The 12,383-nt window shown below is 57.4% G+C and carries 13 protein-coding genes; 6 read left to right on the plus strand and 7 right to left on the minus strand.

Translation table 11 applies throughout. From position 1 onward, the window contains the following. The 6 genes from BMZ81_RS07875 to BMZ81_RS07895 all read left to right on the plus strand — a co-directional run. A partial coding sequence (locus BMZ81_RS07875; RefSeq protein WP_143072753.1) for a DUF4417 domain-containing protein occupies positions 1 to 1,076 on the plus strand: 1,076 nt, incomplete at its 5' end. Positions 1,077 to 1,362: 286 nt separating this feature from the next. Further along, positions 1,363 to 1,665, plus strand: coding sequence for a DUF6809 family protein (locus BMZ81_RS07880; RefSeq protein ID WP_091130623.1), 303 nt, complete (start codon positions 1,363 to 1,365; stop codon positions 1,663 to 1,665). Positions 1,666 to 1,668: 3 nt separating this feature from the next. Next, the gene (locus tag BMZ81_RS07885) at positions 1,669 to 2,877 is read left to right on the plus strand and encodes a tyrosine-type recombinase/integrase (RefSeq protein ID WP_091130625.1); all 1,209 of its coding nucleotides are present in this window, start codon (positions 1,669 to 1,671) and stop codon (positions 2,875 to 2,877) included. Next, positions 2,835 to 3,521, plus strand: a complete 687-nt coding sequence (locus BMZ81_RS14240) for a site-specific integrase (protein ID WP_242942591.1) — start codon at positions 2,835 to 2,837, stop codon at positions 3,519 to 3,521. Before BMZ81_RS07885 ends, BMZ81_RS14240 begins: the two co-directional genes overlap by 43 nt. A gap of 15 nt (positions 3,522 to 3,536) precedes the next feature. Further along, positions 3,537 to 4,268 (plus strand): tyrosine-type recombinase/integrase, encoded by a 732-nt coding sequence (locus BMZ81_RS14245; protein WP_347498059.1) that lies wholly within the window; start codon positions 3,537 to 3,539, stop codon positions 4,266 to 4,268. Then, complete coding sequence (locus BMZ81_RS07895; RefSeq protein ID WP_091130626.1) at positions 4,265 to 4,471, plus strand: hypothetical protein; 207 nt, start codon at positions 4,265 to 4,267, stop codon at positions 4,469 to 4,471. The genes BMZ81_RS14245 and BMZ81_RS07895 overlap by 4 nt, the downstream gene beginning before the upstream one ends. Positions 4,472 to 4,790: 319 nt before the next feature. On the opposite strand, the gene BMZ81_RS07900 is transcribed toward BMZ81_RS07895, so the two are convergent. The 7 genes from BMZ81_RS07900 to BMZ81_RS07930 form a co-directional block, all read right to left on the minus strand. Next, positions 4,791 to 5,780 (minus strand): ornithine cyclodeaminase family protein, encoded by a 990-nt coding sequence (locus BMZ81_RS07900; RefSeq protein WP_091130627.1) that lies wholly within the window; start codon positions 5,778 to 5,780, stop codon positions 4,791 to 4,793. A gap of 74 nt (positions 5,781 to 5,854) precedes the next feature. Beyond that, the gene (locus tag BMZ81_RS07905; RefSeq protein WP_091130628.1) at positions 5,855 to 6,454 is read right to left on the minus strand and encodes a molybdenum cofactor guanylyltransferase; all 600 of its coding nucleotides are present in this window, start codon (positions 6,452 to 6,454) and stop codon (positions 5,855 to 5,857) included. A 21-nt stretch (positions 6,455 to 6,475) separates the two neighbouring features. Beyond that, the gene (gene glp, locus BMZ81_RS07910) at positions 6,476 to 7,672 is read right to left on the minus strand and encodes a molybdopterin molybdotransferase MoeA (RefSeq protein WP_091130630.1); all 1,197 of its coding nucleotides are present in this window, start codon (positions 7,670 to 7,672) and stop codon (positions 6,476 to 6,478) included. After that, positions 7,656 to 8,186, minus strand: coding sequence for a molybdopterin-guanine dinucleotide biosynthesis protein B (gene mobB / locus BMZ81_RS07915; RefSeq protein ID WP_242942593.1), 531 nt, complete (start codon positions 8,184 to 8,186; stop codon positions 7,656 to 7,658). Before mobB ends, glp begins: the two co-directional genes overlap by 17 nt. Positions 8,187 to 8,291: 105 nt before the next feature. After that, the gene (locus BMZ81_RS07920) at positions 8,292 to 8,816 is read right to left on the minus strand and encodes a 4Fe-4S dicluster domain-containing protein (RefSeq protein ID WP_091130634.1); all 525 of its coding nucleotides are present in this window, start codon (positions 8,814 to 8,816) and stop codon (positions 8,292 to 8,294) included. A 5-nt stretch (positions 8,817 to 8,821) separates the two neighbouring features. Beyond that, positions 8,822 to 10,975 carry a molybdopterin-containing oxidoreductase family protein gene (locus BMZ81_RS07925; RefSeq protein WP_091130636.1) on the minus strand — a complete coding sequence of 718 codons (2,154 nt, stop codon included), beginning with the start codon at positions 10,973 to 10,975 and terminating at the stop codon, positions 8,822 to 8,824. Then, on the minus strand, positions 10,968 to 12,245 hold the full coding sequence (locus BMZ81_RS07930; protein ID WP_091130638.1) for an NAD(P)/FAD-dependent oxidoreductase: 1,278 nt from the start codon (positions 12,243 to 12,245) through the stop codon (positions 10,968 to 10,970). Before BMZ81_RS07930 ends, BMZ81_RS07925 begins: the two co-directional genes overlap by 8 nt. Between the last annotated feature and the right edge of the window lie 138 nt (positions 12,246 to 12,383).

Consider the following 12,383-nt stretch of genomic DNA (forward strand, 5'->3'; position numbering starts at 1 on the left):
CCCGATACCGTGCGGTGCTGTCGCCGGATTTCAGTATGTACCTGGAAATGGCGCCTGTCATGCAGCTTTACAATGTATTTCGTAATCGTTGGTGCGGCGCTTACTGGGCATCCAAAGGGCTCCGGGTCATTCCGACTGTCAACTGGGGAGATGAATCCACGTTTGATTTCTGCTTTGAGGGGCTCGAAAGAGGCAGTGTGGTGGCTGTCTCCACCTACATGGCGTCCGAACACGACAACCGCCAGGATCAAAAAGAGTGGTTCATGGCTGGATACAACGAGATGCTGCGTCGTATTGAGCCGGAAAAAATTATCTGCTACAATACACCGTTTCCCGAAATGCAGGGCAATATCATCTACGTGGATTACGAGCGCAGTTCCTGGAGGTATATGAACTATGAACGAAGTTTCCGTCGTGAAGATTTGGATGCCTTTAAAATTGGCGGCACATCCAGTAATAATCGTGATACAATAGAGCCGTACCTGATTGGAAAAGGCGGCGGCAGTGCTTATGGCGCAGACTGGAAACCGAACCCCAAGAAACCGAATGATTGGAAGTTTTTAGGGAATCCGGGCGATATCAATCAGACATATAATAAGCACGGAGAGCTTTATGAGGCCCATATTGGCCCAGATGGTAAAGCTGATCATGAGATTCATCATTCAGACCATGGTAACCCGGGTGAGCATGCAAATCCCCACGCCCATGAAATCATATGGACACCAACAGGTCCAAGCTTTAATCCTATGGATATGCCATTGAAGCGATTCATACACAGAAAGGAGATTTTTTCCATGACTCCTTTGATTCCCTCTAATACACCCGAACAGAATCAATTTGTTTCAATCAGTGATTTTAAATGGTGTGTGAACAAAGGCGGTGAAATCGACTTTATTTGGGATGGAAAAGAATACGGTATCAGCCATTCCAGAGGACGAATCATTGCCTACCTGTGGGGGCAGCCTGATACAACGCAGTACTTCGCAACAGCTGACGATGTTCTGAACTATATGGTGGGTTCTGACCGCCTGCGTGATGTGATCACGCAGGTTACTGTGCTTGACCGGACCATCTAAGATAAAAGTGACTTGTCTGCTGCTTGTAAACGGCTAGTATTGCTGGACTTTCGCAAGCCATTTCATGACACGCGGACGATCGGAGTATCCTTCGGGGTGCTCCGATTTTTTGTTCATTAGAAATAGGATCCGATCTTAATCCCTCAAAATCTGCGCCGCAGTAAACAATAATAGGCCCCTGCCCCTCGAACCACGCAAATGATAATTCTTTCTGAACTGTGGTCAAAATCCCTGGATATTCTCCGTGTCTTTCGGTATTGTGTGTCGCTGATAGGAGGCGAGACACATGAACGACTATATGCGTGCACTGCACCAGCGGTTCTTCCGGGAACCCGAGTATGCGGACGTGCGAAGAGAGATCGAGGGGCTCCGCCGGGAACTGCGGGAGCAGCTGGATCGGCAGAACCGGGAAAAGCTGCTGAAGCTGGTAGACCTAGGCATCGAGCTCCGGGAAGAGACATTCCTTGCCAGCTTCATGGCCGGGTTCAAACTGGCCTGGGGACTGGCACAGGAGTTGGAGGCAGACGGGCTGTATTCCTTCGAGGATGAGGAAGAGGCCAGAGCTTGCCGCCGGGCGGAGGAGGTGTAGTCCATGGGAAAGCGCAGACCGGCTGGGGACGGCATGGTGCGCAAGCGGGAGGATGGCCGCTGGGAGGGCCGCATCGTGGTGGGCCACAAGGAAAACGGCGACTCCATCTTCCGCTACGTGTCCGCCGGGAGCCAGAAAGCCCTGACGGAAAAGCTCCACCGGGAGATGAGTACCTACCGGGGTGTAGACCTTACCGAGAACAGTCGCATGACCCTGGGGGAGTGGCTGGACCAATGGCTGGAGGAGCTGGTGGCACCCTCCGTGCGGGAGAGCACTCTGGAAGGATACCGCCATCATATCCAGTACCACATCAAGCCCCGCCTGGGCAGCAAGCCCATCAGCAAGATCACCCCGGACGATGTCCGGAAGCTGTACCGGGACGCCCAGAGGCATGGCCGTATCCGGGAGGACCCGGAGTATGGCCACGCTCTGTCCGCCTCCACTGTCCGCCGACTCCACGGGGTGTTCCACCTGGCCATGGATGCGGCGGTGCGGGCGCGGCTCATCCCCTTGAATCCCACCCAGGGCGTCACGTTGCCCAAAAAGGAGACAGCTCCCAGAAAGATCCTCAATGACGCCCAGCTGGATCGGTTTATGGAGGAGATTCGGAAGGATCCCATCTGGTATGACTTCTTCTACACGGAGCTGACTACCGGCCTGCGGAAAGGCGAGATCTGCGGCCTCATGTGGTCGGACTTTGATGGAAAGCAGGGCACCCTCTCCGTCCGCCGCACCATCCACCGCCGAAGGGGCGGAGGCGTCACCGCAGGAGCCACCAAGACCGGAGCGGGCAAGCGGGTCATCACCCTGCCGCCCAGCACGGCGGAGCTGCTGCAAAAGCGGAAGAAGCGCTCCTATTCCCAGTGGATCTTCTGCCACCCGCTTCTGCCGGAGCAGCCCCTGCCGCCGGACATGGCATACAACCGGATGAAGACCCTGCTGAAGCGGGCAGGACTGCCGGAGCTTCGGTTCCATGACCTCCGGCACACCTTCGCCACCCACGCCCTGGCCAGCGGCGTGGATGCCAAGACCCTCTCCGGCATCCTAGGCCACACCAAGGCCAGCTTCACCTTAGACACCTACGCCCACGTCACCGGCGATATGCAGCGGCAGGCGGCCCAGGTGATGGACACCTTCATGACGGACATCTTCGGAAAGGAGCTGACACCATGGCAAAGCGGCGCAAGCCCGGCACCGGCAGTGTCCACCTGAGAAAGGATGGCCGCTGGGAGGGGCGGTGCGTGGTAGGCTACGACCAGCGGGGCTATCCCAGGACGAAGAACTGCCTGGCCAAAACGAAAGGGGAGTGCCTGCGGAAATTAAAAGCCCTGCGGGAGCAGTGCCGTCCTCCGGAACAGCCCAAGGAAATCAAATCCGGCATGACCTTCGGGGCGTGGCTGGATCACTGGTATCAGACCTGTTCCATGCCTGCCCTCCGGCCCAGCACCCAGCAGGAGTATGAGCTGCGGATCTACCGGCATATCATCCCGGCCCTGGGGGAGATCCCCCTGAACAAGCTGACAGAGGCGAATCTCCAGCAGTTTTACCACCAGCTCAAGCACGGCGGGCGGCTGAACAGAACGGACCTCTATGGGCCGGGACTGTCCGACCGCTCTGTCCGGGGCTGCCACATCACCTGCCGGGCGGCGCTGGCCCAGGCGGTGGAGGAGGGGCTGATCCCCGTGAACCCCGCCGAGGGCTGCAAGCTGCCGGGAGAGGGAAGACGGGAGATGCAGGTGCTGACCCGGGAGGAGATGCAGCGATTGCTCATCCAAGCCAAAGAGGACGGCTGCTATGAGCTGCTTCTTCTGGAGTTGTCCGCAGGACTGCGGCGGGGAGAGCTGCTGGCCCTCTAGTGGGACGACCTGGACCTGGGAATCGGCGAGCTGCGCATCAGCAGACAGGTCTCCCGGGTGCGGGGAAAGCTGACGGTATCCCAGCCCAAGACGGATGCCGCCGTCCGCACCATCGTTCTCTCGCCCGCTGTGACGGAACAGCTGCGGCGGTACCGGGAGCAGGTGGATTCCCGCTGGATTTTTCCATCCCCCAAAAAGGAGGATGCTCCCCGGGACCCAGCGGCAGTCCGAAAGCTGCTGAGCCAGGTCCTGAAAAGGGCCCAGTGCCTCAAGGTCCGGTTCCATGATCTCCGGCATACCTTCGTGACCACGGCGCTGGAGTACGGCATGGATGTGAAGACCCTCTCGGCGGTGGTGGGGCACCGGTCCTCTAGCACCACCCTGAACGTCTACACCCACGTGACGAAAGCCATGGAGCGGCAGGCAGCGGCCAAAATCGACCAGGGGATCGGAAAGCAGGAAGTTCCGCAGGAGGAACCCCAGGAGAAGCACCTAACCATGACCACTTTCTGGACGGACCCCGGAAAGCGGCGCAAGCCCGGCACCGGCTGCGTCAATCAGATCGGTGACCACCTCTGGGAGGGGCGGTATTCCCCCGGAGGGCCGGACGGCAAGCAGCGATCCAGGAACGTCTACGGCCACACCCCGGAAGAATGTGAGGAGAAGCTGAAGGTGCTGATTGAAACCATGAAAGCGGAGATCCAGGCGGAGCGGAGACAGCTCCGGGAGGCAGGGAACCGGCCATGAAAGTGAAAAAAAGAAACTCCCGCGGATGCGGGAGTTTTCCTGTCTGTGGTATTTCTGTGGTCAATCAAAAACAGCAAAAAATCGGGGCACTAGAAAGACACGAAAAAGTTGCGAAAGTGAAAGAAAAGAACCTGATTTCTTGCGAAATCAGGTTCTTTTTGGTGGAGACTACTGGACTCGAACCAGTGACCTCCTGCGTGTGAAGATACGTCGGGGGCGGAAAGAACGGGCTATCCCGTCCTTTCCGCCCCTTTTGGCTCAAAATGATTTGCTATCCGCTCCGTTGTCTCCATTGTTTCCTGCCTGCTCCGATTCCAGTCTGGGTCACGGTTTGGGTCAAGTTTACAAGATAGTTCCATAGGCAAATTTCAGGGCAGGGATATTCTCGTATGTTCTGCATTGGCTGAATACTTATAGTACAACGGGTTTGGATATAAGGAACCTGATGCGCTTCCGTGGAAAACCAAAGCATAGCGGGACTTTGTTTCGTTACTGTAATGGCTGCAGCAATTTCTCTACGGTTCACGCTAAAATGAACGTTTGCCCGATTCCCTGCTGACGGGCCCGCTGATAAACGATATCAGCGCAGACCACATCATGGGCGCCCATGCCCATATGCGTGGACACGATAATTTCATCCTCACGCTCCCGGCCGGGGACTTTCCCGGTGAGAAGCTCTGTCATGTCACCAAATACATCCTGATCCGACAGCAGGCCATGGGGATTTAGTTTTGGGCTGCGCAGAATATCCGCGTCTGGCTTGCGGTAGCCCAGATACCACTTATCTGCCGACTTTCCGATTTGGGGGTCCAGGTCCCGGAAGCCCTCAATACCGATAATCGTGGTGCCCGGGCGGATCATCTCCCGTGTAACCAGTGTCTCCTGCGCGCCAGAGGCCATCAGAATCAAATGGCTCCCCTCCACCGCTTGAGCTGGGGAATCACACAGCACCACCTCTACCCGGTCAGAGAGTTCCTGTTTCATCTGCTCCATGGGTGCGCGGCTGCGGCTGAACAGGCGGATCTGCTTCAGGGAGGAGAACTGTGTCACAAAGCCCCGCATTCCTGCTTTGGCCTGGGCCCCGCAGCCGATGACCGTCAGGACCTCCGGCTCAGGGTTGCTCAGATATTTGGCCTGGACTACGCCGTGACCACCGGCGGTGCGCATGGTGGTGATATGAGTGGCACCCACGATGGCAATGGGGGAACCGGTTTGTGTGTCGCTGAGGATCACCAGATTACCGTGGCTGAAGGGGTAGCCGGGCAGAGGATTGTCATAGGTGTCGATCCACTTTACACCGGCGCGCTGACGATGATGCAGGATGGCGGGCATGGAGTGAAAATTATTCTGCCGGTCCGCGTCCGCAAACATCAAGGCCATAGTCCCCACAGCAATCTCACTCAGGCCGATATGCAGGAATGTCTCTTCCGCGGCGGCAATCGCATCTGCGGGTGTCAGCAGAGAAAGCACGTCCTGTTCACTTAAAAGCAGCAATTCTTCTCGAATGCTCATAACAACACTCCTTTACATCATGTTGACGCCGTTTTTCGGCGCAGTCATCAGATCACATTCCGAATAAGTTTTCTTTAGGAATGCGCAGCAGTATTCAAAAGCAGAGCCTGATAGGTCTCCGGAGTATTCATATTGAAAAAACAACGGTCGGGAATCAGTCCCCCAGTGTCCAGATATATGCAGCGGACATCTTTTAAAAATGACATCATGCGGCGGTCTCCGTCACGCAGGTGCTCTTCCAATACCGGCAAAACAGATTTCGTATAGATTCCACACAGAGGATGCACCTGCCCGTTGCTATCTCTGCATGCCATTGCCCCCGCACTAGGCGGAAATCGATTCAGCAGAAGTTGGGCAAGCTCTGTTGTAAAATTTGGCAAGTCGCAGGAAACGCAGAGAAGCGCATCCTTTTCCGTTGCGGAAAGGGCCGCATGAAGCCCTCCCAAAGGGCCGGCATCCTGATACAGATCTGAAACAAGGCGTACCGGAAGCCCCGCAGCCAAATCAGGATTATTTGCGGAAAGCAGCCGTTCTTTGAAACCGCTCAGTTTTTCCAACAGTCTCTCCAGCATGGTTTGGCCGTCAATTTCCAGCGTGGCCTTGCAGCACCCCATTCTTCTGGAGCGACCGCCAGCCAGAATGACCGCGCCGCAAGTATCCGTTGATATTGCCATAAGCCCTCCTAGTCAGAAGCGTTACAGCCAGATGATCTCCACCTGGGTCCCTTCCGGGATCTCACTGCTGCCCGCTGGAACATCAATCAGGCAGTTGCAGCCGATCATGCTGCGCATCTGCCCGTTGGACTGCTCTGTCGGCATAAAAACCTGCCCATCCCGGCTATGCGCCCGCAGAAACCGCCGGACTCTGCTGCTTTTGGAAAACATATTGGCTGCCCGCACCGTCTCCCTGCGGGGAGCAATGGAGGCGTCCTGTGTCATTTTCGCCAGCATAGGCCGGAGCAGCAGCTCAAACGGAACCGCCGCCGAGAATGGATTTCCGGACAGGCCTAACAGCAGCAGGCCGTTTTTCTCTGCGAAAAGGGTCGGCATTCCGGGCTTGACATCAATGCCGTGGAATACGACCCGCGCACCGAAGGCGACCATGGCGGCCTCGGCCAGGTCCTTCTGGCCGACGGACACGCCGCCGGTGGTAAGGATCAGATCCGCATCCGCGCTGCAGCGGCGCAGCGTGGCTGTCATCTGCTCCAGATCGTCTCCGATGGCGTCTACTGCGGTGATCTCCGCCCCTAACTGATGCAGGCGGGCAACGAGATAGCTGGTATTGGAATCGTAGATTTTTCCAGGCGGAAGAGGCGTTCCCGGCTGCCAGACCTCGTCTCCTGTGGAGATCACCGCCACACGCATTCGGCGGCGGACGTACAGGGAGGTCAGTCCGCTCCCTGCTGCCACAGCCACAGCGGCTGCGTCAACTTTTCTTCCAGCGGAGATCAAACAGGCTCCCATCTGGTATTCCTCGCCTCTGTGGCAGTAATTCTCACCGGAACGTGCCGATTTGAAAATGTGGACAAGGCTCTCGTCCTCGTCGGTATCCTCCTGGCGGATGATACAGTCCGCACCGGAGGGGATCATGCTGCCTGTCATCAGCCGCACCGCCTGGCCCGCGCAAACCGGCACGCCGGATACATCTCCCGCGTACAGCTTGTCCACCACTTGCAGGACTGCCGGAGCCTCCCGTGAGGCGCCCACAAGGTCTTCGGCGCGTACCGCGTATCCATCCAGTGGAGACCGGTCAAAGGGAGGCTGCACAATGGCGGCTCTCACATCCCGGGTGAGGATGCGGCCCACAGCATCCAGGAGAGGGACTTCTTCCTCCTCCAGAAGGTGTGTATATTGCAATACCAAGTCAATCGCCTGCTCAACAGAGATCGCCATTACGGTTCATCCTTTCCAGGTTGGATTTGTGCTTTGCCGTCAGCACGCACTGCAGCAGAAATGCCGCCAGCGGAGCAGGATCATCCAGGGGAAATACGGGGCAGCCAGCTTCCAGCGGGACATCCGATACGATGGCGATGCAGTCCGACGGCTCTGCCGCAAGGTCCTTGCCGGAAGCCGCCCGAAACAGGGCGATTTTGGGATAAGGGCCTGTTTTATAGCCCTCTGTGAGAATCAGGTCCACATCGGAGAGCTGGTTTACGATGTCCTCCAGCCCTACCGGATGCTGCCTGCACAAAGCGAATCTTGTAGCGGAGGCAATAGCCACGGCGTCCGCGCCTGCCTGGGCAAACCGCCAGGTATCTTTTCCCTCCTGGTCCATTTGAAAATCATGGCCGTCATGTTTGATTACCGCCACGCGAAGACCCGCGGCCTTCAGGCGCGGGATCAATTTCTCCAGGTAAGTGGTCTTGCCCGTGTTGGAGTACGCGGCAAGGGTAACAACGACTGGCATTATGTACTGCCTCCATCTATGAAATACTTCCCGGAGAACACCGGGGGCTCCGGGCCCCCAGTGCTCCGCCGGTTGGATAAGGGAAGGGAAAACAATGTAAATCGGTTACTTTTTCTTCAGACCCAGCTGGTCGATTAGGGCGCTGCAGGCCTTGTTGCTGCCGCTGGCCTTGTACTCCTCCTCGGTGACACAGGTCAGGGCACCGAAGGAGCAGGCACAGACGCATGCAGGCTTCAGGCCGTTTTTGACGCGCTCATTGCAGCCGTCGCACTTCACCATCTTGCCGTCGGAGGCGCGATAGCGGGGCGCACCGAAGGGGCAGGCCATGGCACAGCTCTTGCAGCCGATGCAGTTGGTGTTGTCGTAAACGGTAAAGCCCGTCTCGGGGTCCTTGCTGAGACAGCCCACAGGGCAGGCGGCGATGCAGGGGGCATCGGTGCAGTGCATGCAGGCGGCAGAGATGTAGGCACAATAGGTGCTGCCGTCCGCCAGAGCGATCTCATTGTCATAGGTCTTGCGGAAGCACTGGTCACCGGCGGCCAGATCAATGTCGTTCTGGTCCATACAGCCCATCATACAGGCGGAACAGGCGCTGCACTTGTCCTGGTCAAATACAAAAACGTGTTTCATGGTCGTTAGTCCTCCTGAACCTTGCGAATATTGCAGCGCATACCCTTGAAGCCGGGGAAGCCGGAATAGGGGTCCAAATGGTTCCGGCCAATCAATTCATTGACATTTGCCTCTGTGTAGCCATGGAGTGTCATCAGGACGCCTTCCTTCGCTTTACCGGTGATCTTGACTAACATTCGAATCTCACCATAGGGGCTGGAGAGGGCCACCTTGTCGCCGTTCTGCAGACCCAGGCGGGCGGCGTCAGCCGTGTGGACCTCCACGGTGGGGTTGGGGCGAATGCTGCGCAGCCAGGGCGTGTCGTGAACACGGGAGTGGATCGCATGAGGAAGCCGTGCGCCTGTGCACAGGTAGAAGGGATACTTCTCGCGGGTCTCGGGATCGTTCTGGTCTGCCAGCGGATCACGATAGCTGGGCAGCGGGTCCAGCCCAAACTTCGGATCAATGGCCGCAATGGCGTTGGAGTAGAACTCAAATTTACCGCTGGGGGTTTTGAAGCCGTTTTCCAGAAGCTTGCCGGGCTTGGCGGGCCACTTGGCCGTGGGGACCTTCATGGGCTGGCCAGTCTTTTTCAGCTCTGCCACAGTCAGGCCGCAGCCGTCGATCATCCAGTCTGCGGAGGCCTCATAGCCCTGCTTCAGCAGATCGTCGTCCAGATCCATGACCCGAGCCAATTCGCAGAGAATATCCACGTCAGATTTGGATTCATACAACGGCTCAATGACCGGCTTTGTAAAGGCGAGATAGCCGCCCTCATAGGCCTTCAGTTCGCCGCGCTCCACAGACGAGCAGGCAGGCAGCACGATGTCTGCGTACTTGCAGGTCATGGTCATAAACAGGTCGATGTTCACGAAGAAATCAAGGTTCTTGGTCATGGCCGCAAGGAGTTTGTCGGTCTCAGGGAACATCTTTGCGTTCATGCCCAGACCAACGACAGCCTTGACGGGGTAGGGCTTTTGCTCTTCGATCTGGCGCAGGAGATCCATGGCCTGGAACTCATCGTTCTGTGCCTCCCACAGGGGGAAGCGCTCAGCGCCGATGCGCCGCTGGCCGCCGGGATAGCGGTTGGAGCGGAACTCCTCCTCGCGGCTGCGGAAGCCGGCACGCTTATGGATATAGCTGGGCGGATTGGGCACATTGCCGCCTTCACGGTCAAAGTTGCCTGTCAGCGCGGTCAGGCAGAGAATGGCCCGGTGAGAATTGAAGCCGTTGATGTGATGCACCAGGGCAGAGGCGGAGAAGTTGGTGCAGGCCGGGCCATTGGTGGCGTACAGCTTGGTGGCCTCATAAATGTCATCCGGATTCAGGCCGGTGATCTCAGCCACCTTGTCCAGAGGATACTGCTGGACCAATTCCCGATACTGCTCGAAGCCATAGGTGTACTTTTCCACATAGTCCATGTCGGCCCAGCCGTTGTCAATGATGAGCTTGGCCATGCCCAGGGCCAGGGCACCGTCCGTACCGGGGTTGATCTTCAGGAAAATATCCGCCAGGTTCTTGGTGGCCGGGGTGTCCCGGATATCAATGATGATGACCTTGCCACCCCGCTCCTTCAGCTTCTGGACACCCGCCACAGACAGGTGGTTGGAGTAATAGCCCTCATAGTTCCAGCCCAGGAAGGTATTCGCATGGCCCATATCCGGTCCGCCGCCGGTGCCGGCGGTGACCTTGTCGGCAATATACATGGACGCAAAGCATGTGCTGTCATCGGTGCCGAAGTTCACGCTACCGAACACGTGGGCAAACCGGTGCAGGATGGGGCGATACCACTTGCAGTAGCCGCTGAAGAAGGCCACAGCGTGGGCGGAGTACTGTTCCTTCACCTTGTTCAGGTTCTCCGCGATGATCTGATAGGCCTCATCCCAGGTGATGGGCTCAAACTTGCCCTCGCCGCGCTCACCCACACGCTTCAGCGGCGTCTTGATGCGGTCCTCGCGGTACACATAGTTCCGCAGAGAGGAGCCCTTGGTGCACAGCTTGCCGCGGTTCAGGGGGTGGTCCGGCGTACCCTCCACGCGGATGATCTTGCCGTCCTTTACATAGCAGTCCACACCGCAGTGGATACCGGGGCTGCAGATGGCGCACAGAGAATGTCTGACTTCAATGCCGGTATCCTCGCCAGGGATTTTGGCTTTGATCTTCTTTTCCAGTTCAGTCAATGGATGTCCCTCCTAAATAGTCGATAAAGCTGTCCGGGAAGCCTTTCTCCCTCAGGAAGCAAATGGTTTTGATATCCAAGCCGGCGTGCTTGCTTTCAATGGCCTTGATGAAGGCGTTCTTCACCACGCCGTTGCTGCCGGCCGAGCCGATCATGTTGATGCATTTGATGCCTTCACTGTTCTTCACCGCACGGATATAATACTTGTGGTCCTCGTATTCGTAGACCTCGTCCTCCGGCTTGCAGGCACTGATGTCACCGATGCTGATAAAATCATAATCCAGGTAATGGGCCAGATTCACCAGAACGTTGGCATCGAATTCCATGTGTCTGCCCGCCATGTTGGCACCGGCCACCTGCCCCTGCTTATTGGCGTTGAACCAGACACCGATGTTGCGGTGCGTGCCGCTCTGGATATCCAGGGCCTCACAGCAGTCGCCGGCGGCATAAATGCCCTCGTAGTTGGTGCGCATGGTCTTGTCCACCAGAACGCCGCGATTCATTTCAATGCCGCTGCCCTTCAGGAAGCCCACATTCATCCGCACACCGATGCACACCGCAACGGTATCCGCGGAAAAGCGGCGGCCGTTCTGCATGACTGCGGTCAGCTGGCCGTTCTCCTCCCGTTCGATGTGATCCAGCATCTGCTCGCAGTACACGGGAACGCCCTTGGCCTCCAGATCCTGCTGGGCGCGCTTGGCGGTCTTCTCAAAGGCGGCCACATAGAACATCCACTTGGCGCCGTCCACCAGGGTACAGGGAACACGATAGGCAACCATGTCCTCCACCACCTTGATGCCGACCCAGGAGGCGCCGATGACCAGGCAGCTCCCCACCTTTCCGGCCTCCAGCATTTTCTTCAGGGCCACGGCATCCGCCGCAGTACGCATCTTGAATACGCCGGGTAAATCCAGACCCGGGATAGGGGGCATCACGGCGGACGCGCCCGTGCTGATCAGAATGTTGTCATACTGCTTCCGGCTGCCGTCGGCAAAAATCAAGGCTTTTTCCGAGGGCTCCAGTCCGGTCACGGGCTGATTGCCGTGGAAATGAAGATTCAGCTCTTTTGCAATCTCCTCCAGAGGGCCAAAGGGAAACAGTGCTTCGTAGGGGATCGCGCCTTTCACATAGTATGTGGTCAGCATGGGGTTATACGGCCCGATATTGGTGTCGGAATACACATCGATGATGGCCTCCGGGTCAACGCTTCGTGCTTCTTTGGCGGCATTGTATCCGGCGCCGCCAAAGCCGACAATGGCTATTTTGTTCATATATTCCTCCAGTACATCCGGCTGTACCAGCCTCAGCAGGTCCCATACGAGAGAGTGACCGCTGGCCGGCCTGTGTCAACTGTCGGCCAGCGGTGTACGGGTTCTGCCGAGAAATACAGCTGTGTAAATGGCCTGTCT

Source organism: Oscillibacter sp. PC13 (assembly GCF_900115635.1).
In the GTDB taxonomy this organism is placed as follows: Bacteria; Bacillota; Clostridia; order Oscillospirales; family Oscillospiraceae; genus Oscillibacter.